The following is a 25436-nucleotide window of genomic DNA, read 5'->3' as shown; positions in this document are numbered from 1 at the left end:
TGCAGTTTTAAGTTTTTATACTATTAGATAATACTGTCTTATAATAGGCCATTAGAGCAAATGGATGATCACGAAGGCAACACTGATAGAAACGACCGTAGTGATGAACCCAGCCACCTGGAAAGAGTGGTTAACCACATATCGTCCCACACGAGTACTGCCCGTTCTGTCGAAGCCAATAGCTGCTACCTCAGTCGGATAATTAGGCAGGAAAAAATATCCGTTACACGCTGTAAACATAGCAAGTAAATATAAAGGACTGATACCCAGCATAATGCCTAAAGGATAGATGGTACGAACAGTTGCAGCCTGAGAGAAAAGCATAATACTCATGACAAACAGTACGACTGCAAATAAGAAAGGAACACTCTGGATAAGACCCGAAAAATGGTTGACGAAGAAATCCTGATTATTCTTAAAGAAGGTATCTCCCATCCAGGCTACACCGAATATACTGACCATGGCATTCATACCTGCAGCAAACACATTGCCAGAAACAGTTTTCTGAATGCTGCCTTTTCCTACAAGCAAGATAAGAGCAGCATCGCTCATCATAATCATTTCTATCATATGATTCGTAGAAACCACAGTCAACTGTCCATTTGCATCAACATAATGAGGACGAAATTCTGGGAAGAATCCGAAGAAGATGACTGCTATTACACCCAAGAAAAAGGCCCAAACAGCATACTTCGCCTGTGGGTTCGGATGCGTTTCTGCCTGATGCAGATTTTGTTCATCTGCAACTGGATCTATTTCGCCCGACTTCACTTTAGTCAAATATACAGGATCTTGAGCAAGTTCTTTACCGATATGGTTCTGAACGAAGGCAGCTGCTACAATGGCGATAAAAGATGCCGGCACACATACCAGAATCACATCACCGAGCTCGATACCCTTACCACCTAATATATCTGCACTGATAATGGCAGCGGTAGCAGCACTCACCGGACTACCTGTAATACCCAGCGACGCCGCTATGACACTAACACTCAGAGGTCGCTCAGGACGGATTTTCTTAGCTTGAGCGATTTCAGAGATAATAGGCAATAGCGAATAACAGGTATGGGCTGTACCGGCTACCAAACAGAAGAGCCAGCAACAAAGTGGTCCATAGAAAGTAATATGTTCAGGATGATGACGTAAGAACTTAGCAGCCTGGCCTACCAGATAATCTAATCCACCTGTAGACTGTAAGGCAGCAGAAGCCACTATTACTGATACGATAATAAGCATGACATCTATTGGCAAAGCTCCTGGAGCCAGTCCAAAACCGAAAACTAAGATGAGCGTTCCTACCATTCCATAGATACCCATGCCGATGCCCCCGACTTTGGCCCCAATAAAAATGCAGACGAGCACTAAAACTAATTGTATCAATACTAATGTTGTAACCATTTATTATGTCTTTAGATTGTTTGATTGCGAAAACTCGAAATTTCTTCGATATATTGATGTGTTTTTACAAATATATATTTTATTTACCTACCAAACAACCAAAATACACAGAAATATGCATATATTAACCTCTGTTAACATTTAAATCAAAAAATAGTAAGATGAAACACTAAAAAAGGTATATCAGACGTATCTGATATACCTTTTTGTCATTTTACTCCCAACATTTCAAGTGATATTGACGAGGAGTCAACCCCATAAATTTGGTGAACCAGTTGTAAAAAGACTGTCGGTTCGCAAATCCGACCAATTGATAGATATCTCCCACTTTACTATCTTGATATTTCTCGTCTTCCATGAGACTTGTTGCGGCCTCAACACGACAATGATTGAGAAAAGATCTGAAGCTACAGTTAAAGCGCTCTGCGAAAACCGCTGAGACATATCTGGTGCATGTACCCAAATCGTAAGCTAATTTGTCAATAGAGTAATCTGGTTCTTTATACTTCTCTTGAGCTAATAGTTCATACTTTACTTGGGAACATAACTCATCCAACTTGGCGGGGCACACTTGGAAACTGCGACCCCGTTGCTCTTGTACATTACCTTCTTGCATCTTTTTCTCTTAAATAGCTAACCTATTCGACTTTTCAGTCTGCAAAGATACAAAAAAAATGCGAATATTAATCTACGGGTACCAAAAAAGTTAATCATTCTAATTCATATCTTGGTATGAGCAACATCATCTGAGCGAACATAGTAAGCTATCAGCTAATCTCGTTTCAGATGGTTTACCTTATAACAATTCCTTTCTGATGTGTTTTCTCTTGTTTTCTCTTATACATATCATCTATGAACTGCTTTCTCAGTAGCCACTGCTTTAGAAAAATTTTAGATTTCGTTTTTACCATAACTATTTTTCCCGTGCGAGGTGCTACTAAGTCATAGATTGGTCCATCTTTCAATATATTTATAGAAACAACATCAGCTGTATCTATTTTAGCCATATCTTCATCACCAATTTCAACACCATCAACAAATATAATAGGGTACGCAAGTGTTACAGAATCGATATCGCTGTCCCATGTTATGGTCTGTTGTGCTTTTCCTTGTAAACTAACAAGAAGAAATACAAAAAATAATAGTTTCTTTTTCATAGTCATTAATCGTTTACTAAAGTTTCTATTTCTTTGCGAATATAACAAAAAAATATTAAACAAGAAATCATGTTTTAAATAATTAGTTTCTTTAACATATTTCTCCATCCTTGCATGATAGGATAGCAATGAGGTATACGCTTTTAACTATGCTGAGCAGTTACAGTACGAAAACGAATATATGAATCAGTCATTATATATCAATAGAGTATAATTTATGTTATATAGGTAAAAATATCTAATCAAAAAGTACAACATATTGCTTTACGTAGTACCTTTGAAGCAAATAACTATCGTAAAATACATTTACCGTTTTTGTAAACTTAATAATCATGAATAAATAAAATACGGATGAAATTTAATATGAAGACTTTACATCATCTCAATGTGTACCTTTTTCTTCTATTTTTACTAATAGGAAAAATGAGTACTTCACTATCTGCCCAAAATGTTTTGTGCCGTGAAAATCACTTAATGCTAACAGACAGTTTGAATAAGATACCAATAGATTATTTTGCTCCAGGTGAAGGTGGTGAAAATAAATTATGGAATATTTCGGATTATCTTGATTACTCCAGGAAAAATCTAGTTTACCATTATAGAGACTCTGCTCAATATTTTCATGAGAGGGATCAAAAGCAAATCAAGTATTATCAACTTCATTCAGATTCTTTATTCCTAACTAGTTATGAAAGTCCACTGAAAAAAATAATATATAGCAAACCTCCTCTTCAAGTAAAATATCCTTTATGTTATGGCGATTCTACAGGATCTACCTTCTCTGGTATAGGACTCTATTGTGGTAATCATTTTTATAAGGAGGATGGAACAGTCTCTGTTAAAGCAGATGCCTTCGGCTCATTAATTTTATCGGAGGATGATACCATAAGAAATGTACTCCGACTGAATAGTATTAAGTCATATTACATGAGCATGGACATGAATGCTGAAGCTTTGGACACAGCAAAGATGAAACAAATTATCGAAGAGCATTATGAATGGTATGCTCGAGGTTATCGTTATCCCTTGATAGAAACCATAATCAGTACCAGCTATGCGAACATGTCGCCTATCGGAACAACATACCAAGCGTATTGTTATCTGCCAGAAAACCAACGAACAATAAACGATTCCATCAACAAGGAAATATTACATTCTGATTCTGTTACGCAGTTTCACCAGAACCAGCTCTCAAAAGATATTTTCCATTATTCTATCCATGTCAATAATGGGACAGTCATTTTAAATTATAATTTGGATGATGATGCCCATATTGTAACTATGATTTCCAGTTCTATGGGTATTATTTACAGGCGAAAAGAATGGAATAAATCCTTGGGTAATGGATACTCATCCAGCATAGATTGCTCCAGACTACGACAAGGACAATATGTGCTCTATATTAATGTAAACGGAAAAATATATAGTGAAAAAGTAAATATATAATGGCTAGAATTCTACTTTCTTTATTGATGTTCTGTTGTTTATCATTACATGCACAGAACGTGATTACTCGTGATATACCAACTCCTAACGCAAGCGATTTAGGTAAATATGGTGAAGTACCAGTTTCATATTTTACTGGCCAGCCTAATATAAGTATACCGCTAAATACATATTATTTTAAAGGTTATCCATTATCCATTTACCTTCAATATGATGCCTGTGGAGTTTTAGTTAATTCACTTCCAGGCTGGACTGGACATAACTGGACATTGATAGCAGGTGGTTCTATCACTAGAATCCAAAAAAATGTACCCGATGAGTGGAAACAGCAAAAACGTACTAAGTATGGTGAATTTCATAATTATTTTGAAAACCCTAATCGTATCAATGAAGGCGACCCTGTCAGTGATGTAACATTTAGTGATGATTTTAAAACGTACGATTTAGAGCCAGATGTTTTCGTTTTCAATTTTCAAGGCAAAACCGGTAAATTTATATATGGTAATGATGGCCAATGGAAAGTGATATCAGAAGATAACATAGATGTTCTTTTTGATGTAAAAGACGAAAGTAACTATATAAGTCCATTTATACCTAACTATCCCTGCAAATCTTCTGTAAAAGCAGTACCAAAGTGTATTAAGGGCTTTACGCTGAGAGATGATAAAGGCTATGTCTATATCTTTGGTGGTGACAATTCGTGCATCGATTACGGAATTAATTTTTTCTCACAAGTACAAGATAATCAAAACGATTCTTTTATAGCAAAAACATGGTATTTAACAAAAATAAAAGACAAATATGGAAATACCGTTTTTCGTTTCAACTATGAAAGAGGGCCTTTTATTGCACAATTTATCAACTCATATAATTCTCTGTTGACGAATGATAATGCCGAATATGGTGGACTAACGGGCACTATGTTTGCAAGTAGTCTCGAGTCAAATGCTATTTTTCCCTATGGCGGCATGTTAAATTCTCCCGTATATCTTAAAAGTATTATTCCTGGTGAGTCAGAGCCCTTAGCTACTTTTGAATCTAGTTATATTCCGCTGACTACAGATGAATTATATCCCAACTTAAACCTAAACAATCATCCTGTCTGTCAAACTCCGGCTAATTCCGGATTAGAACTATTTATGTACCTTTGCTATAATGGCTATGGCAGTAAATATTCTCAGTTTAGATACGGAGGACCGTATACCATAAAAGATAAAACCATTCTTAAATACACAAGGTTAAAGGTGTTGGACAAGATTAAATTTCCAACGTATAGTATCGAATTGAAATATAATTATAATAACCGAATGCATTTAGATGAAGTAAAAATTATCTATGGAAAAGAGTCTATGAGTTACCAGATGGTGTATAATAATTTTCATCATTTGCCAAACGATTATTTGTCACAGGCTTCTGATCATTGGGGGTATTATAATGGCATGAACAGTAATTCTTATAATAATTTTAATAAGGAAGTAAACGATTGCTCGTCAAATGGTCAGTTAACGACTCTGTATTATCCAACTGGTGGATATACAACATTCTTATTCGAACATAATACTTATGGAGCGTATTGTGATAATTATACGAATCATTTAATTGAACCTGCTGCTAAAAAAACTTTTACTGGAGGGTTAAGAATTAAAGAAATATGCGATTTTGATGGCATGAATAAGTCACCGGTAAGAAAGCGTATCTTCTCATATAATATTCCCGGCTCAGAAAGATCAAGTGGCCAGTTGTGTGCTTTACCGCTTTATTCATTTCGAGCTAGCACTTCTACTTCTTTTTCTAAGAATACATCAGTTGTACCCTTATCTAATACTTTCGGTCCTCATGTAGGATACAGTTATGTTACAGTTACTGAAGCTGATCATTCCTCTAATTGTTATCATTATTCGAATATTTCAGACTATCCAAATATTATGCCTGGCAGAACTTGGGGAAGTACACCACCTACCCGAACAGACCATTCATATTTGTATGGCAAGATCCTTGATGAATCAACCTACTCATCGGACGGGAAGTTAATAGAGAAAGCTGTCTATTCCTATACGAAGAATCCCATTATTGATAAAATACAAACAACAGATTTAATCTGGAATAAGCCTAATTCTTATGTTACGCCTTTTTACACGGGTAGCATATATTATTATGATATTCCTAAATTTAACTTATTGGCAAAAGAAACCACGACATACATAGGTAGTCATCAGCAAACAAATACCGACAACTATGAATATACATTAAAATCTCTGCCGTTAAGTCTTCCATATAGTCATCGATCATGGATTAACGTCATATCAGGTCATGCAAAAAGTCGTTTAGGAAAAACACAGAGAACAGTTTATGAATATCCTTTTGATGATTATCGTGCTTCGGCAACAGCCTACCAAACTACAAAGTATTTTAATTTGTCACCTATAGGTACGAAGAATTATTATAATAGTACTCTGATAAATGGAGAACAGACGATATACAAGATGATTAACGATAGCGTTTCAGTTCCATCTATGAAGATTAGAATTAACCGAGACTTATCTGTGGATACTATCGAAACCTATTTGGCTTATTCGAAAAAATTCTATGAAGTTTCTGCATATAAGCCCTATAACAAATCTATAACAAAAACAGGTGTTTCCTGGGGAGGATATCCTGAATACGTGGGTTACCAGGAGGCAAATTGTGATAATCCCAGAAAATCAGAATCCTGGTATTATTGGACAAATTCAGGGAAGTTGACAGATGTGTTATATCCTAACGGCAATTTTATGACCTATTATTATGACTCATTTGATCGTTTGATTGAAGCTACCGATGTTTTTGGAAATATTACTCAACGCATAAAGTACCACACAAGAAAAAATGAAAAATAAAGTATATATATATTTAGGTCTACTTCTATTGTGCTTTGCCATTCGTGTTTCAGCCCAGACTTCCTCAGACAACTATGTGGAAGTTAAAACCATGGTTGAAGCATATAACTATGAAGGTGATTTGGATCCTAATGATGAATCAGCCTTAAAGATACGGCATAAATTTCAGTATTATGATGGACTCGGACGACCTACAATAACGGCAGACGGATCGGTTAATACCAAAGGGACTTATGTCATCAGTGGACAGACCTATGATAACTTAGGAAGAGTAAACCGAAATTATTTACCTTTTGAGCAAAGCTCATCAAATAATATGACCGAAAGTTCATTTAAGACGGTCCAGGCTCAACATTTGGGTGCGTATGCTTATAGTGACATAGCCTATGATGAATTTGGTCACAAATCAGAGGTCAGTATACCGGGTTCATTATGGGTGACAAAAAACAAAAAGAACAGATATACCTCTACTTTTAACGACAAAAATGAAGTAAAATATTATGAAGCTCCTTTAGATCAAAACACTTTAATTGACAATGGATACTATCAGGCTGGAGCACTGACCAAAGAGACAAGTTGGGATGCAGATTCATGTCGTGTAGAGTGCTTCTATGATATGCGTGGATTAAAAGTGCTGGAGAAAAGATATAGTGATATTTCCAACACCTCAGGCTCATGTACTTATTATGTATATAACGATTTAAGTCAGTTGAGATATGTCTTAATGCCAGAATATCAACTGACACCTGATGAAACAATAAATGGATATGAATATCGTTATGATATCAGAGGAAGGTTGCATAAGAAGATACTGCCCGGTTGTGATTATATTGAATATTGGTATGATAAGGCTGATCACTTAACATATATGCAGGATGCATTGCTCCGTGAACAGAATAAATTTCGATTTATGCTTTATGATTATCTGGGGCGTGTAGCTATACAGGGCATTTGCAGTCAAAAAGATATAAGTGAGTCTATGGATGGAACCGTTTCTTATTCAGAGAATAGCGGAGGTATACTTCACACGGATTATGTTGTTGGGGCTGGTTGTACTATAACCAACCCTGTACTTGAAACGGTAAATTATTACGACGATTATCGTTTTCTAAATGGATCACGAAGTTCTGAATTCTCCAACCTTCATCTGGATGGCGCTTCTGATTACGAGTATTCTTCAGGATATCTTACAGGAACTATTTCCCAAGCCAATAATGGAGAGTTACTCTACAGCTGTCTTGGATATGACATTAAAGGTAATTTATTAGAGTCAAAGGCTAAAGGTCTAAAAGGAGATCTTGAGCATATCACCAATACGTATTCTTTCTCAAATAAGATATTAACCTCCAATATCAAAGTTGCAATACCAGATGGCAAGACTTTGGATGCTGATATTGAAAATACCTATTATGAAGAGAATGATAAGGTAAAAAATGTCAAAACAACGATTAATTACAATGGCCAGCAGGAATCAAGCATCATCAATTATAGCTATGATGAATTCGGACGCCTTGCAAATGTAAAACGACCTTTGTCAGGATCAAAAAACGCCTCTATATCATATGACTATGATTTACACGGATGGCTTAGCCACATAGGCACGACCACCTTTCAGGAGAAGCTATATTATGCCGAAAATCCGTATGGTGCCGCTGCCTATAATGGCAATATAAGCAGTTTGCAATGGAATGACAATTTTTCCGACAACAACCGCGGATATACTTTTACTTATGACAAAATGAACAGAATGACTGAAGCGGTTTATGGAGAGCAGAATTTTACAAATAACGTAAGCCGGTTTAACGAGTCTGTTCATTATAACAGCAATAGCTCAGCAGACAGAATTATTCGAAATGGATTAAAGCAGAATGGCAGTTATGGAGCCATAGACGATTTGGCATTAAGCTATACTGGTGCTCAGTTGAGCAGTGTTGATGAGAATGCTGATAATGTATTGTATGAAGGCGCATTTCATTTCAATGGTAGCAAAGGCTCCTCTTCGACATTTCTATACAATGGTAATGGAGCTTTAATTTGTGATGCAAGTAAAGGTATAACCCATATTGATTATGATAACAACAATAACCCTATTCGGATACAGTTTGCAGATGGAAATGTAACCAGATATGTTTATTCTCCTTCTGGTGTAAAACTTCGTACCATTCACTACACTGCTGTTCCAAATATAACAGTACCGATAGGAACCACTCATGCGCTTTCTAATGCAGAAATACAATATGTAGATTCGACAGACTATTTATTATCTGGTCATTTAATAGTAGAAAACGGCAAGATAGATAAGTATATGTTTGATGGTGGATATTGTCAATTCAACAACACTGAATTATGTAAGCCTAATTTTTTCAACCGCAACATAATACCGTCTTATATTACTTTTTATTATTTTACCAGTGATCATTTAGGTAATATTCGTGAAGTGATAGATAATAAAGGACAAGTATTAGAAAGTACAAACTATTATCCTTTCGGTACGCCGTTTGCCCATGAAGATACCGGCATACAGCCCTTTAAGTATAATGGCAAGGAGTTAGACAAAGTGCATGGACTGAATACATATGACTATGGAGCAAGACAATATAACTCCGTTGTTCTCGTTTGGAATAAAGTGGACCCCCTTTGTGAGCTTTTCCAAGATGTGAGTCCATTTACATATTGTCACGACAATCCTATAAATCATATAGATATCAATGGACTGTTTGATAGTCAAGAAGAAGCTATAGATTATGCAAATAGTCATTCTGTTGGGATTTCAAATGTACATTATGCCTCAGACAAAAACGAATGGTATGTAGCATTTGGTCCAGATGATGTGGGTTATTCAAATGGTGGAACATTAGAAAGACGCTTCCATGAAAAAGTCTCAGAGAGCCGTTGGTGGTCAACTATAGACAATAAAAATACAGATTTAAGTACTGGATTGGGATTTGCGGGATGGGGAATGGCAAAACCTCTTGAAAGAAGTAATGCTTACGCATTTAGAGAGTTAACAACAGGACGATATATAAACTCTGCTAAGCCAACATTTAGATTTAGAAATGTGGATATTGATTTCAATCTACGAGGTGCTAATAAAATAGCATCAGGTATAAAGTATTTAGGAGGGGCTTCTGCTGCACTGTCAGCAATCATAATTGGTATAGAAATATATGAACATCAAAAGAAATTGGTTGGTGAAGGTGGTCTGGATTTAATCATGACAGGAGTTGGCTTTATTCCTACTTATGGTTGGGCTATATCAAGTGCCTATTTTTTAGGGAAAAGGGCATTGGAGGATAAAAGACTTAGATTTTTGAAACAAATAATATACAAATATAACAAATGATGGAATTTTATTATATCATACATTATGTAATATATCGCTATTACCGAAAGAATCTTGAGAGCCGTACGATGTCGATGGGGCGTGCTTGCAGTATTCTTATGGTTTTATTTTTTTTTATAATATTAAATATTGATTATTTCGTGTGTTTATTACTTGAAACTCCACTTCATGTTGACAAACCTGTTGCTTGGGTATATATTGTACTTTGGGCGATTTTTGAATATATGATATTCTTTCGAAATGATATATATAGAGAAATATTTAATGAATACGACAGGCTAAGAGATGAACCAGAAATGATAGCAAAATGTAAACAAGCAAAAATATTCAATTATAGCTTATTGGTTATCGATATATTATTACTTATAATAGTAGATTACATCAATAATCACAAATAAACTATAAAACAACCCATGCTCTTTTAGAAATTCTTATCTCGAACAGGGTTATTGATCAGTAGAGTTTAAACACTGATAAAGAGATGAGAATTTCTATCAAAAAAGAACAACATATTGCTGTACGTAGTACCTTTGAAGCAGATAACTATCGTAAAATACATTTACTGTTTTTGTAAACTTAATAATCATGAATAAATAAAATACGGATGAAATTTAATGTATTGTATGAAGGCGCATTTCATTTCAATGGTAGCATTGGAGTATAATGACTTAGATTTTTGGAACAAATAATATAAAAATATAACAAATGATGGAATTTTATTATATCATGCATTATGTAATATATCGCTACTACAGAAGACATTTAGAAACCAGTGAATCTTCGATTATATATGCTTTCGGAATTATTAGTGGGTTATCTTTAGTGTTTATAAATGGAATAGATTATTTTATGCATCTATTCTTTAACATACCGAGGTTCTTAAATAAAGTATCAATCTTGGTATGTGTAATTTTATGTATGATATTCAAATATATAGTATTATTCCGAAATGAGAGATATAGAGAAATTTTTAACGAATACGACAGGCTAAGAGATGAACCGGAAATGATAGCAAAATGTAAACAAGCAAAAATATTCAATTATAGCTTGTTGGTTATCAATATAGTTACACTTTTTATAATTGATTACATCAATAATCACAAATAAACTATAAAACAACCCATGCTCTTTTAGAAATTCTTATCTCGAACAGGGTTATTGATCTGTAGAGTTTAAACACTGATAAAGAGATGAGAATTTCTATCAAAAAGTACAACATATTGCTTTACGTAGTACCTTTGAACCAGATAACTATCGTAAAATACATTTACTGTTTTTGTAAACTTAATAATCATGAATAAATAAAATACGGATGAAATTTAATGTATTGTATGAAGGCGCATTTCATTTCAATGATACCGGCATACAGCCCTTTAAGTATAATGGCAAGGAGTTAGACAAAGTGCATGGACTGAATACATATGCCTCTGGTATATCTACATATGTAAATACAGGCAAGGTAAGCGTCCAATTTCGACCTAACAATATAAAAATATAGGCTGAACCGCGATTCTAAAGCGATTCAGCCTATTTAGTATTTTTTGTTTTTTTTGCTTTTTTATGATTCCTGACAGAGTTTTGAAGGTGTCATCTGGTCCCATTCAATTCCAACACCATTTGTCTTTGCTATGATATCAAAGAAGCGTTCGAAGTATCTTAATGGTGATATATTGTTCTTCTTACATGTTTCGACTAAGGTCATATAGAGACACAGATTCTCTACACCGCTCTCACTTCCGAGTATCGGTGCATTCTTTCTGTTCACAGTTAATGGCCTGATGCAGCGTTCAGCTTCCAGGTTATCGATTTCGTAATTACCATCTTCACGGAAGGTGAAGAACTTCTTCCAACCGTTACTCAGGTAATTGAGTGCTTTCGTCATCAATTCGCCCTTGATAGAGTCATCCTTCTGAAGTTCACACATTCTTGAATATATCTTAACGATGCATTCAGTAGTTTCAGAATCGTTTCTTCTTTTCTTGATTTCCGCAGGTGAGAGATTCTGTTTTCTATAGGTTTCCTCTCTGCCGTAAAGCCATCCAAACCAGTCCAGGAAGTCCTTTGCTCGATAGTCTTTACCTCGCTCATATGCATAGAAGAACTTTGACCTGGCGTGTGCAATACAATACAAATGAGTAATATCATTATCCTCCCGATCAAAGAAGTTATAACCACAATAAGAATCTGTCTGTATTGAGTTGATATTTGAAGAACCGATGAAGTTCTTGATAACATCCTGGCCTCTACTTCCATTATCGTAGAAGAAGTATACAACCTTGGTTTCCTTATTGACGACACACCAGATGTATTTCTTAAGAACCTTGTTGTAGATCCTGACTCTGCACCAGGTTTCATCACAATGGATATTGGCTCCATCCTGAAGTAGATTATTCTTAAGATATGGAAGAACCAGTTTGAGATATTCTGCGCCTATACCAATATAATTTGTAAGTGTCTGGCGGCATATGCTGAATTTATCTTCCATCATGCGGATGATCTCTCGGTAAAGAGGAGTATCCATTTGGTATTTGTTCATTGTCAGACGAGAAAGGAACCTGCTTGTTACATGGGTGTGTGGCACAACACTCAGTTTCTTGTAATCCTCTTCGATTTCCTCATTACCAGGAAGGGTAAAATGAACTGTGATCGGATCTTGTCCAGGAAGTTTGTAGACTATGTAATGTACTTTGTGTTCAACAATGTAGCTGACCTGATCATAGATACTGCGAGTAAACCTACGGATTATCTTGGCACCATCAGGTATTTTGGTTTCATCACATTTATAATCAATAACCATGTCAGCACCCATAGTATTATATTTCATGCCAACCTTGCATTGATTGTCTACTTCCTTCTGGTCTTCCTTGCTTGGCTCTTCATCGGAAGTTGCTGAGGGTAGGGAAGCAGCAGTTCCATCAAAGTCATCCTTTGCTTCCTGACGACTGACAGTAGTAGTATTGCCTCCTCTGTTATTCCAGACTTTCTTTCCATACAGATTTGCCTTGTCAACCATTGACTGATTGATCAGATTCTTTATCTGGTTCTGAAGGGATTGTATCTGTTTCTGGTTTCCTTCAAGTTGAGTCATCAGGCGATTGATGGTATCGTGAAGTGTTGATTTCTCCTTATCGCTCTTCTCAAGCATAGCAGCAACACGATCAAGTCTATCCTGTATCTTCTTCTGATTCTCCAATGACTCCTGGAGCATCTGACGATACTGCTCAACATCACGCTCAAGGATGCTGATATACTTGTCTTTATCAGCTGAACTCATAGAAGCATGGGCAGATTTTACGACAGGATTATCCTCTCGTGAATTGATATATTCCATAAAGAATTTTCTTTTTTTGAATTCTTTTTCTTCCATGCTTTTACTTGCTTTTGTACTTACAAAGGTACAAAAAAAATCGCAAAAACACGAACAAAATAACACTTAAATAACTGATATTCAATAAATTAAATTCAAATGTATAAGCACTGATTACTGAAGTTCAGATCATAATCTCAGTACCGAAATAACAGGATTTTCAAGCAAAGTCAGGAGATCTTTCCATTCTATACTGTATACGGTTTTCTGATCTTTGAATTCAACTTTCATAAACCTGTAATCTTTATTATAGAATGTTTTCTCGTTCATATAATAAGCCTGTTTATCATAATAGATAAGTCGTACGCGTCTACGATTTCTGGACATAAAGATGAATACATCACCTTCATGAGGAATGACATGGCATTCGTCAGTCACAAACTCTAACAATCGGTAAAATCCCCAGCTCATATTTACATAACCTGGCACGTAATAGAAGTGTTTAAACTCAGATAAATCTAACATGGATCCTCCAATCTATCTATGATATCCTTGACATCAGAATAACAATTACTTTTTATGCTTACAACTGTACCATTTTCCAACTGTATAACAGCTGATACTTTAGCTTTCATTTTTGGGGAATTTCCAGCCAATTGGTCGCATGCTTCTGAATTTTGAATTTTTCGAGGACGACCACGTTTCTTTTGAGGCACAGGAAGGCCTGTTATAGTTACTGGCTCAATTTTATTCTTGATATGCTCATTGGCATATCGATCAAAAAGATAAAAAGGCACTCCGCGACTAACACAGAACTCTATAAGCGGAATATTATTTGGAGCACCTTCCATTTGATACAGAAACCATAATCGTTCCAGTTCTGCATCTGAAATTGTTCTTTCGTCTGTTTGCATAATCGTTTTATTTATTGACCATGCAAAGTTAAAAAGGGTCGTTTTTTACCACAAGGGTCGAAATTGGACGCTTACAATATCATCGAGTAAGCGTCCAATTTCGACCTAACAATATAAAAATATAGGCTGAACCGCGATTCTAAAGCGATTCAGCCTATTTAGTATTTTTTGTTTTTTTTGCTTTTTTATGATTCCTGACAGAGTTTTGAAGGTGTCATCTGGTCCCATTCAATTCCAACACCATTTGTCTTTGCTATGATATCAAAGAAGCGTTCGAAGTATCTTAATGGTGATATATTGTTCTTCTTACATGTTTCGACTAAGGTCATATAGAGACACAGATTCTCTACACCGCTCTCACTTCCGAGTATCGGTGCATTCTTTCTGTTCACAGTTAATGGCCTGATGCAGCGTTCAGCTTCCAGGTTATCGATTTCGTAATTACCATCTTCACGGAAGGTGAAGAACTTCTTCCAACCGTTACTCAGGTAATTGAGTGCTTTCGTCATCAATTCGCCCTTGATAGAGTCATCCTTCTGAAGTTCACACATTCTTGAATATATCTTAACGATGCATTCAGTAGTTTCAGAATCGTTTCTTCTTTTCTTGATTTCCGCAGGTGAGAGATTCTGTTTTCTATAGGTTTCCTCTCTGCCGTAAAGCCATCCAAACCAGTCCAGGAAGTCCTTTGCTCGATAGTCTTTACCTCGCTCATATGCATAGAAGAACTTTGACCTGGCGTGTGCAATACAATACAAATGAGTAATATCATTATCCTCCCGATCAAAGAAGTTATAACCACAATAAGAATCTGTCTGTATTGAGTTGATATTTGAAGAACCGATGAAGTTCTTGATAACATCCTGGCCTCTACTTCCATTATCGTAGAAGAAGTATACAACCTTGGTTTCCTTATTGACGACACACCAGATGTATTTCTTAAGAACCTTGTTGTAGATCCTGACTCTGCACCAGGTTTCATCACAATGGATATTGGCTCCATCCTGAAGTAGATTATTCTTAAGATATGGAAGAACCAGTTTGAGATATTCTGCGCCTATACCAATATAATTTGTAAGTGTCTGGCGGCATATGCTGAATTTATCTTCCATCATGCGGATGATCTCTCGGTAAAGAGGAGTATCCATTTGGTATTTGTTCATTGTCAGACGAGAAAGGAACCTGCTTGTTACATGGGTGTGTGGCACAACACTCAGTTTCTTGTAATCCTCTTCGATTTCCTCATTACCAGGAAGGGTAAAATGAACTGTGATCGGATCTTGTCCAGGAAGTTTGTAGACTATGTAATGTACTTTGTGTTCAACAATGTAGCTGACCTGATCATAGATACTGCGAGTAAACCTACGGATTATCTTGGCACCATCAGGTATTTTGGTTTCATCACATTTATAATCAATAACCATGTCAGCACCCATAGTATTATATTTCATGCCAACCTTGCATTGATTGTCTACTTCCTTCTGGTCTTCCTTGCTTGGCTCTTCATCGGAAGTTGCTGAGGGTAGGGAAGCAGCAGTTCCATCAAAGTCATCCTTTGCTTCCTGACGACTGACAGTAGTAGTATTGCCTCCTCTGTTATTCCAGACTTTCTTTCCATACAGATTTGCCTTGTCAACCATTGACTGATTGATCAGATTCTTTATCTGGTTCTGAAGGGATTGTATCTGTTTCTGGTTTCCTTCAAGTTGAGTCATCAGGCGATTGATGGTATCGTGAAGTGTTGATTTCTCCTTATCGCTCTTCTCAAGCATAGCAGCAACACGATCAAGTCTATCCTGTATCTTCTTCTGATTCTCCAATGACTCCTGGAGCATCTGACGATACTGCTCAACATCACGCTCAAGGATGCTGATATACTTGTCTTTATCAGCTGAACTCATAGAAGCATGGGCAGATTTTACGACAGGATTATCCTCTCGTGAATTGATATATTCCATAAAGAATTTTCTTTTTTTGAATTCTTTTTCTTCCATGCTTTTACTTGCTTTTGTACTTACAAAGGTACAAAAAAAATCGCAAAAACACGAACAAAATAACACTTAAATAACTGATATTCAATAAATTAAATTCAAATGTATAAGCACTGATTACTGAAGTTCAGATCATAATCTCAGTACCGAAATAACAGGATTTTCAAGCAAAGTCAGGAGATCTTTCCATTCTATACTGTATACGGTTTTCTGATCTTTGAATTCAACTTTCATAAACCTGTAATCTTTATTATAGAATGTTTTCTCGTTCATATAATAAGCCTGTTTATCATAATAGATAAGTCGTACGCGTCTACGATTTCTGGACATAAAGATGAATACATCACCTTCATGAGGAATGACATGGCATTCGTCAGTCACAAACTCTAACAATCGGTAAAATCCCCAGCTCATATTTACATAACCTGGCACGTAATAGAAGTGTTTAAACTCAGATAAATCTAACATGGATCCTCCAATCTATCTATGATATCCTTGACATCAGAATAACAATTACTTTTTATGCTTACAACTGTACCATTTTCCAACTGTATAACAGCTGATACTTTAGCTTTCATTTTTGGGGAATTTCCAGCCAATTGGTCGCATGCTTCTGAATTTTGAATTTTTCGAGGACGACCACGTTTCTTTTGAGGCACAGGAAGGCCTGTTATAGTTACTGGCTCAATTTTATTCTTGATATGCTCATTGGCATATCGATCAAAAAGATAAAAAGGCACTCCGCGACTAACACAGAACTCTATAAGCGGAATATTATTTGGAGCACCTTCCATTTGATACAGAAACCATAATCGTTCCAGTTCTGCATCTGAAATTGTTCTTTCGTCTGTTTGCATAATCGTTTTATTTATTGACCATGCAAAGTTAAAAAGGGTCGTTTTTTACCACAAGGGTCGAAATTGGACGCTTACACAGGCAAGCATAAAGGCCATTCTATTAATAACTTTTATAATCAATTTTATGAGAAATAAAAAATTTATTATACTTTCATTATTGTTATCTTCTTGTGGTTTACCTTATTGTCATAAAGTACAACTGACGGAGGATGATTTGTCGTGGATAAATCATTATCATGAGAATGATACAATCTTATATAAGTCAAATCATAACAATAGGGATACGTTAATTGTTAAGTGTGTTGATATAAATAATCCAAGGAATACTTTTATTCTTGATACCGAAGGTCAAAACTGGATAGAAGGTGATAATGAGTATTATGGATTTGCTTATGTTGATATGATGTTAAAACATTCTACTGATACTTTCAGCATAGGATTTGAAGTAAAACGAAATGATAGAAAAGGCAAACTCATTAATAGTTGCCTTTTCTGTGAGTGGTGTTGGATATATAAAAAAATGGATCTAGTATGTGTTAAAATTGGTCGGAAGTACTATAAAAATTGTATTCGAAGAGATACTACTCAAATGGAGCACAATTATGGAGAACAGTCCAGTATTGGTTTAAAAGAAGTAATATGGAACAAAAAACTTGGATTGCTTCAATATTCTTTAGAAAACGGAGAAAAATTTATGATCCAAAAATAAATATTTTCTCGTCAATACAAAAACACGGAAAGTGTTTTTGTATGGACAGCCTACAATGAAACAACGAATGCTAAAAATGCAATCTTCGCTTGAATTTTATTATATCATACATTATGTAATATATCGCTATTACCGAAACAATCAAGGCTTGGTTAGAGAGCATGGGTAACCGCTAAAGGCTCTCGAATATTCTGCATCGCATACTTAGCATGTAATTTCCAGTCTTCCAGACTGATTATTCCACTACCACTCCAACCGGCTCCGAAATAATAAGTATAAGGTTGGTTATTCTGCTGATGATGTATACCAATAAGATGTCCTATGGCACCATCATGTTTCTGACTGAAAGTCTGCAGTTGGGTCTTTTCTACTCCTTCAGGAAAAAGTATGCCGACATATACTTGTGAATTATTCACCTTCATAGCATCTGTGGGGTCAGCATAAAGAATCATATCTTTACCCTTTTCGTACGATGTTACGTCTTCTTCGTGTATCGGGAAACCGGTTGCCAAGTGATAATCACCATTCATGCCTTCATACCATACTGTGAGCTTATTGAAATCTGAACCTCTGTCGAGACTAACCAGACGATGCTCCTCAATATTCTTATGGACACCAATGGTTGACTTATTATAAATAAGGTGCACCGTAAAGCGAAGCGGACCCTCATCGAGTATTTCATAATCACGATAGCAATAAGGCATAACCAAACTATCACCCAGGAGGATACTTGGTGCACCTAAACCTAATGTCGCCCCCACACGATAGGCATCTAACCCATATCCGTGGTCTACATGGAACGATTGCGACGTAAAAATGGAATCGCCTTCAGCTTTTCTGCCTTGCTTACGAAGAGCCTGTGCTTTCTTCCATCCATCGTTATGCTGAAAGTATCGTTGTGCAACTACAAGTTCTGGCGTATTCTTAACCCAAACATCTGTACCGAATGATCGCTCTCCACTCCGTTGCAGAGCGGGACCATACATTCGATAGGCACACTTATCGTTCTCCCAAGCCATGTCGTCTGCTCTTTGTGGATATTGAGCACCGGCAGTCCATGCACGATACGTATTCGGGGTTCCTCTTTCCACCGTAAACTGGGCCTTACCATGAGGGCGAACCATCGCATATACAAGCAGTTTACTGTCATGGGTAACCTGACTTTCCACCTGCTGTCCCAACACATTCCGAACGAAAACCTGCTGATTCCGCCCTACCTTCAGCGGTTGCACATCAACCAGCAGTTCTGCAGGAATCTCCACCACCTCCTGGCGTTGACGGTTAGTTGGATTAGAAATCGTAATTTTTACTTTTTGAGCAGCTCTTGCATGAAAAGTAAACAAAAGGAAAAAGAGGATCAACCCATATTTTTTCATGTTATCTTAGATTTTTTTTGAAATACTGCACAAAAGTACAAATATTCTCCGAAGTTGACAAATGAATAAAAACAAAAAACCGTCACTATCATTAGCGACGGTTCCTAAAAATCGAATAAAAAAAGTATTTACTTTACAGACTATCTGTGATTATTTCAACAATTCAGCAAGCTTATTACGAAGAGACTCACCACGAAGATTCTCTCCAACTATCTTGCCCGTAGCCACATCAACAAGAAACATTGCCGGAATCGTCTGCACCTTATAGGCATTGGCGATACCACTCTTGTCGATACCATTTGGCCAAGGCAACTGTTCTTCCTTCAGAGCCTTTTTCCAGGCAGCATCACTTCTGTCAAGCGATACAGAGATAATCTGCAAACCCTTGGTAGCATAATCAGCATATACCTGTTTCAGATTAGGAATCTCTGCTCTACAAGGACGGCACCAGCTGGCCCAAAAATCGATAAGCATATATTTCTTACCTTTAATCAACTTACGTGAAGGAGTCTTCTTGCCATTCTGATCGAGCACGTCGAATTCTGAGTAAGCCTGTCCCGTGAAACCCTTTGGATAAACCTGTTCCTTCAAACACTTACCATAAAACGAATTCTTGGCAGCATCAGATAACTCATCATAACCCGAACGATTTTCTGGGGTAAAATAGGTATAGGTATCCAACTGCATAAGTGGACTCCAGAACGTCTCCCTGTTAGCCGCAAACCGTTTAGGATACTCCTCATTAAGCAGTTTAAAGAATTCACTATCAAACTTGATCATCTGCTGGTATTCAGCAGACTGCTGAAGAGCCTTGACCGTAGCAGTATCCTTTGCTTCATACGCCTTATTGATTTGATCGTTAACCGACTTGAAAGCATCATGATAAGCCTTATTATACAGATTAAGATAAGACTTAAAGGCACCAATCTTTATCATATATTCAGCATGCGTAGGCGAATCGAATACCTGCTGTTTTTCCTCGTTACCATTGATATACTCCACACCTTGACTGACAATACGCTTAGCCGTAACATAAGCAGACACGTTCTCCCCTTTCGTTGTCATCAGATGGAGTAATCTGCCATCATTACCCTTTACACGAAAATCAATCATGCGGGGTTCAGTAACCGGTAAATTGAAAACAGCCTGTCCATTTTTAAGAACAGCCTCAGCGATAGGCTTTTCATCTTGAAAGGTACAACCGATTTCTGCGGTAATAGCTGTACCATCAGCCACATCATTTACATGAAGCGTTACAGAGCTCTGGGCATGAACACCCAGAACTGCAGCTACAAACAAACTGCTTAAAACTATTTTTTTCATCTTATTACTTTTCTACATTTTGTGTGAAACTACCATTACCACTATTTTCTAAAGCACCCTGTGGGAAAGGCATAGTCCACATATAACTATCAGGAGCAATACTATAAGTTTTTCCACCCTCCTCACGAGTTAGAGTTTCAGCTGTTGCCGCATCGAGGTTGAGACGACGGCGATCCATAAATGGTACAATCGTCTGAATAAGAGCATCACTCTTGGTACGGATAATCGCTTTCACAGCTTCAGTCTCTGATGAGGCGGTAATATCGTGATATTCCGAAGCAAGGATACGTTTAGCACGTACATCGTTTAAGATTTTCAAACCACCAGCGATGTCGCCAGTACGAACCAGACACTCGGCTTTGATGAGCCAAACCTCAGTAGTAGTAATGCCACCTTTATTATAATAACCGCTCAAGATACGGTCATAATACGTTTCACTACCGACAGTACGAAGTTTAAAACGAGAAGCAAACTGAACGTCACCCTTCTCCACCTGCTGTCCACGCCACTCACTCACCTGGAATTCATAGCCACTATAACTGTTAGAACCATTACAGAAATAGTAATTTTCTACCCAGTCATGCCCCATAGGTGATAAATTAGCCTGATAAACACCGGGCTGCTCAATAATAGACTGATGTTCAGCATAAAACTGTGTCCAGTCGAACAAATCATCATGACGACTTAACGCTTCGTCAGCAGCCTGCAGAGCCTGAGCATAGTTACCCATCGTAAGATAAGTACGAGCTAAGAGAGCATACCCTGCAGCCTTATTAGCATAGAGAACGTTGAGCGAAGTTTCAGGCAAATCAACAACCGCTTCGGTCAAATCATTTACAATAAAATCGTATACCCCCTGCACACTGAGCTGTGTATAAGGAGCACTGACATTAGCACTGGTGATAACCGGTACCCCCACATCTGTAGCAGCTGTAGCAGCCTGATAAGGCTTACTATAATAATTTACCAAAGTGAGATATCTACTAGCACGAAGGAATTTAGCCTGCGCCTTAGCGATAGCCTTTTCTGAATCTGTCGCCGTCGTCGCATCGACATTCTCCAAGATAAGGTTAGCTGTAGAAACAGCAGCATACCCATTGTAGTAAGTTGTCTCGTCACTATTATTCTCCTTGATACGATCAATAGACGTATCCCAGAAATAATTCGCCTTCCATAGAGGATAATAACTTTGGTATGATATCGTAACATAGCGATCGTTCAGAAGAACAGAAGCCTGTGTAATATCCTCACGATGATTGGTATATTCATCAGCCAAGAGCGTCGTGAAGTCGCTCAGCGATGTTGGTATCTTCTGGCCCTTTGGCACATTGTCCAGATAATCAGAACAACTCACCAGTGTACCTGACAAAGTCAGACCGAAAAGGGCTATTTTAATTATATCTTTTTTCATTGCTTATAAGTCTAAATAGAGTCCGAATACATAGTTTGGTGCCTGATTACCGGCGAGCATATAATGTGCAGTCTTACTCTTGGCGATGGTAGCCACATTCTCCACATCCAACTGCAAACGTACATTTGACAAATGAGCCAGATGTACCCACTGGCGTGGCAAAGTATAGCTCAGTGAGATATTACTCAATTCCCAATGACTCATATCGTATACATTAGCATCGCTGTAATAGTAGATAGAACGACTGTCATAATTGAACAGAGGACTTTCGCCATATACCACACGTGGCACATCTGTATTGGTATTCTGTGGAGTCCAGGCATTCATAATGTTACTATTAACAGGTGCGATAGACGCAATATAGCTACCCGTTGCCGAATTATAGTTATTACTAAACATCGGCAAATCTGTATTACGAGCTTTGTAACCACCCATATAAGTAGCCAGTACACTTAATGAGAAGCCCTTATAATGTGCACCCAGTTTGATACTTGCCAAAGAAGTTGGAGTGTTGCTTCCCAAATAGTGGATAGATTCAAGATCACCAGGACTATAGGTTACAGCTTTGCCTTCAGCATCATATATCTGTGGCAAACCCTCTTCACTCAGACCGGCAAAGTGATAGCCATAAAGCCCATTATAAGAGTTACCGATTACCGGATAAGCCTCAGGATAGTCTAACTGTAAATAATATACAGGAGCCGTTACATTGACATAGGTTACCTTATTTTGATTATAGCTATAAGTCAGGCTACCATCCAAACGGAAGTCTTTGGTACGCACGATATCGCCCCCGAGTGTCATTTCGAAACCCCTGTTGCGCATTTCTCCGTTGTTAATCTTATAGGTAGAATAGCCCCAACCCTCAGTAGGTACACCCATCGTGTTGGCTAGCAAGTCACTACCCTTCTTGTTGTAGTATTCGATGCTACCATAGAGACGTCCTTTCAGCAAATCGAAGTCGATACCAATATCAGTAGTAGTAGTCTTCTCCCAGCGTAAGTCAGGATTAGGACGACTGTTGATACTGCCATACTGACCACCCACATTATTATTGTTATAATAACCCGCTGTCATGTATGGAGCAGCATCCTTAGCGATATTACCAGCGATACCATGAGAGAATCGTAGTTTCAATCGATCTACCCAACTGACATGAAACCAATCTTCCTTATCGACATTCCAGGCAAGACCCATACTCCAAATAGGCTTATTCTGATACTCAGAGTTAGTACCCCAAAGATTAGAACGATCCCATCTCACACTGGCAGACGCTACATATTTGTCGTCGTAAGTATAAGCAGCATTCGCATAAAAAGAGATATATCGATTATCGAGGTTACGCATATAAGCGAAATCTCTTTCCTGCAGACCATAGCCCCCCATCAGACCGGCGATGCTGCTGAGTGCAGTCTGGTCTATCAGAGCGTAACTTAACATATCATCATCATAGTTGTAAAGAGTGCTGTTATCATAGTCTATGATAGAGCGACGAACCTCATGACCAGCCAAAGCGACAACATTATGCTTACCACCAAAGGTCTTATCGAAATTCAACTGATGACGGAAGATATACGATTGTCTGTTCTGATTAGCACGATAATAGATATTGCCATAAGGAATATTATAGGTAGCAACACCGTTACCATTGTCTGTAGCATACTGATTAACCAGATTACGCACATAATAACTTTCCTTGTCATACAACAGTTTTTCGCGATTCATCGAATACTCATACTGGAACATCACATTATACTTGAGCCAGCTTGTCAAATCTACATCCAGTTTACCATACACACGGTCAGTGAAAGTCTTCGTACGGTCCAGATTACGACCTATCTCGTCAAGTGGTGTGATATCCATTGAGTAAAGTCCATACTTATTAAGAATGGCCAGACGGCTGCTCGTTAAGCGATCTTCCTGTGTATATACCGTGTTCGTACCATCCTCATTCTTCAGACCATCATAAGGTTCATAGGTATAGCTGGCAGATAAAGGATCGAATGTCTGGCGCTGAGTACTCTCGATAAAAGCATAATTACCTACGGTGAAATGCAACCATGGAGTAATCGTCAGACGGTCTTTGATATCAAGAGTCCAACTATTGTCTTTATCATACTTGTTATGCTGTTTATTTGTACGATAAGCCAGCGAAGCACGGAAGTTATTACTATCAGTAGCCTTACCCACACTCAGATGATACTGTTGATAGAAAGCATCTCGCTTGGCATATTTTTCGACATCCTTATAATAGCGATAGCCAAGACCAGATAACCGAGCAAGCGCCGAATTCATTTCACTCTCAGAGATCTGACCAGCATAATATTTCAGAATATTACGAATACCCTGACTCTGATATACATTATTCGTGAGCAGATTTTGAGCATAAGCCGATGCTCCATCACCCTTTAAGTTGGGATTATCAGAAGCCCATAACTTCTCCAGATTAACGATATCACTCGAATTCGTAAGTCGATCATAGTCATAACTATAAGGATTCCAGACCAGATTCATGGAGAAGTTCACATCCACCTTTTTGTTCTTTCTCGCATTCTTGGTCGTAATAACGATAACGCCATTAGCAGCACGTGCACCATAAATACTGGCAGCAGAAGCATCCTTAAGAACTGTTACACTCTCGATATCATCGATATTAAGAGAAGGAATGCTCTCTGTGATACTTCCCGTACTCGAATAATTCGTATTCTCGATAGGGAAACCATCGACTACATACAAAGGTGTAGCCACACCATTCATCGTAGAGATACCACGAATCTGATTATTCTGGGTATTATAACCAGCTATTTCACCTTGGAGTAGAGATGACAAATCACTAAACCGCTTATCTTGCAAGTCTGTGCTAGTTACTTTAGCAAAAGCACCCGTAGTACGCTCTTTACTCAAGGTCTGGTAACCAGTTACCACCACCTCGTTAAGCATACTCTTGTCTTCTGTCAAAACAAAATGATTGTCATTTTCATGTGAGCGAAGCGGAATAATAGCCGTCTTCATGCCCACGTAACTCACTTGCACCTCTTTACATTCTTTCGGAACATAAAATTCATAGCGACCATCCGCATCGACAATGGTACCATACGGACTACCAGGTACATTAACTGCAGCACCTATCAAGGGCTCACCATTCTCATCGGTTACCGTTCCTGTAACATGTTTCAGATCTTCTTTTTGCTGTGCAACTGTCGGAAGAGAAGCATGATGTTCTGCAGCATATCCTGCAATACTTGATACAGATGGTAACACTAATAGACAGGTCGTCAATAACGTCCCTGGCCTGTTCAACCAAAAGTCTCTCATAAAGTAATTTTGT

General features: G+C 37.5%; 17 protein-coding genes. 4 read left to right on the top strand and 13 right to left on the bottom strand.

The window, feature by feature from the left end:
• Positions 1 to 51: 51 nt before the first annotated feature.
• From L6469_RS12515 to L6469_RS12505, 3 genes are all read right to left on the bottom strand, one after another.
• Complete coding sequence (locus L6469_RS12515) at positions 52 to 1398, bottom strand: anaerobic C4-dicarboxylate transporter family protein (protein ID WP_006281947.1); 1347 nt, start codon at positions 1396 to 1398, stop codon at positions 52 to 54.
• 214 nt (positions 1399 to 1612) lie between these two features.
• Entirely contained in the window at positions 1613 to 2014 is a 402-nt protein-coding gene (locus tag L6469_RS12510; protein WP_051214727.1) for a helix-turn-helix domain-containing protein, read from the bottom strand.
• Positions 2015 to 2189: 175 nt separating this feature from the next.
• A complete protein-coding gene (locus L6469_RS12505; protein WP_006281142.1) occupies positions 2190 to 2555 on the bottom strand; it encodes a hypothetical protein in 366 nt (121 codons plus the stop codon).
• A 423-nt stretch (positions 2556 to 2978) separates the two neighbouring features.
• Between L6469_RS12505 and L6469_RS12500 the strand changes: the two genes are divergently transcribed.
• From L6469_RS12500 to L6469_RS12490, 3 genes are read left to right on the top strand one after another with little or no spacing between them, the layout of a single operon-like run.
• Positions 2979 to 4001: a hypothetical protein gene (locus L6469_RS12500; RefSeq protein ID WP_143067225.1), complete on the top strand. Its 1023-nt coding sequence runs from the start codon at positions 2979 to 2981 to the stop codon at positions 3999 to 4001.
• Positions 4001 to 6877: an RHS repeat domain-containing protein gene (locus tag L6469_RS12495; protein ID WP_039869290.1), complete on the top strand. Its 2877-nt coding sequence runs from the start codon at positions 4001 to 4003 to the stop codon at positions 6875 to 6877. Before L6469_RS12500 ends, L6469_RS12495 begins: the two co-directional genes overlap by 1 nt.
• Complete coding sequence (locus L6469_RS12490) at positions 6867 to 10220, top strand: RHS repeat domain-containing protein (RefSeq protein WP_006281139.1); 3354 nt, start codon at positions 6867 to 6869, stop codon at positions 10218 to 10220. The genes L6469_RS12495 and L6469_RS12490 overlap by 11 nt, the downstream gene beginning before the upstream one ends.
• 1558 nt (positions 10221 to 11778) lie before the next feature.
• Here the strand turns inward: L6469_RS12490 and tnpC (L6469_RS12485) are convergent.
• From tnpC (L6469_RS12485) to L6469_RS12460, 6 genes are all read right to left on the bottom strand, one after another.
• Entirely contained in the window at positions 11779 to 13587 is a 1809-nt protein-coding gene (gene tnpC, locus L6469_RS12485) for an IS66 family transposase (protein WP_006282801.1), read from the bottom strand.
• Positions 13588 to 13716: 129 nt separating this feature from the next.
• Entirely contained in the window at positions 13717 to 14052 is a 336-nt protein-coding gene (gene tnpB / locus L6469_RS12480) for an IS66 family insertion sequence element accessory protein TnpB (protein ID WP_039869440.1), read from the bottom strand.
• Positions 14046 to 14441 (bottom strand): hypothetical protein, encoded by a 396-nt coding sequence (locus tag L6469_RS12475; RefSeq protein WP_006281293.1) that lies wholly within the window; start codon positions 14439 to 14441, stop codon positions 14046 to 14048. Before L6469_RS12475 ends, tnpB (L6469_RS12480) begins: the two co-directional genes overlap by 7 nt.
• A 185-nt stretch (positions 14442 to 14626) precedes the next feature.
• Positions 14627 to 16435 carry an IS66 family transposase gene (tnpC, locus tag L6469_RS12470; RefSeq protein WP_006282801.1) on the bottom strand — a complete coding sequence of 603 codons (1809 nt, stop codon included), beginning with the start codon at positions 16433 to 16435 and terminating at the stop codon, positions 14627 to 14629.
• 129 nt (positions 16436 to 16564) lie between these two features.
• Entirely contained in the window at positions 16565 to 16900 is a 336-nt protein-coding gene (tnpB, locus tag L6469_RS12465; RefSeq protein ID WP_039869440.1) for an IS66 family insertion sequence element accessory protein TnpB, read from the bottom strand.
• Positions 16894 to 17289 carry a hypothetical protein gene (locus L6469_RS12460; RefSeq protein ID WP_006281293.1) on the bottom strand — a complete coding sequence of 132 codons (396 nt, stop codon included), beginning with the start codon at positions 17287 to 17289 and terminating at the stop codon, positions 16894 to 16896. Before L6469_RS12460 ends, tnpB (L6469_RS12465) begins: the two co-directional genes overlap by 7 nt.
• Before the next feature lie 124 nt (positions 17290 to 17413).
• Between L6469_RS12460 and L6469_RS12455 the strand changes: the two genes are divergently transcribed.
• Positions 17414 to 17998: a hypothetical protein gene (locus tag L6469_RS12455; protein WP_006281749.1), complete on the top strand. Its 585-nt coding sequence runs from the start codon at positions 17414 to 17416 to the stop codon at positions 17996 to 17998.
• Between the two features lie 152 nt (positions 17999 to 18150).
• Here L6469_RS12455 and L6469_RS12450 read toward each other — a convergent pair whose 3' ends face one another.
• The 4 genes from L6469_RS12450 to L6469_RS12435 form a co-directional block, all read right to left on the bottom strand.
• Positions 18151 to 19374, bottom strand: a complete 1224-nt coding sequence (locus tag L6469_RS12450) for a DUF4861 family protein (protein WP_006281748.1) — start codon at positions 19372 to 19374, stop codon at positions 18151 to 18153.
• A 150-nt stretch (positions 19375 to 19524) separates the two neighbouring features.
• Positions 19525 to 20697 (bottom strand): TlpA family protein disulfide reductase, encoded by a 1173-nt coding sequence (locus L6469_RS12445; protein WP_006281747.1) that lies wholly within the window; start codon positions 20695 to 20697, stop codon positions 19525 to 19527.
• 4 nt (positions 20698 to 20701) lie between these two features.
• Positions 20702 to 22108, bottom strand: a complete 1407-nt coding sequence (locus tag L6469_RS12440; protein WP_074803055.1) for a RagB/SusD family nutrient uptake outer membrane protein — start codon at positions 22106 to 22108, stop codon at positions 20702 to 20704.
• Between the two features lie 3 nt (positions 22109 to 22111).
• Positions 22112 to 25423 carry a SusC/RagA family TonB-linked outer membrane protein gene (locus L6469_RS12435; RefSeq protein ID WP_006281505.1) on the bottom strand — a complete coding sequence of 1104 codons (3312 nt, stop codon included), beginning with the start codon at positions 25421 to 25423 and terminating at the stop codon, positions 22112 to 22114.
• Positions 25424 to 25436: the final 13 nt, after the last annotated feature.

It is taken from the genome of Segatella baroniae B14 (genome assembly GCF_022024235.1).
Lineage (GTDB): Bacteria > Bacteroidota > Bacteroidia > Bacteroidales > Bacteroidaceae > Prevotella > Prevotella bryantii.
This window is presented reverse-complemented; position numbering and strand designations above follow the sequence as displayed.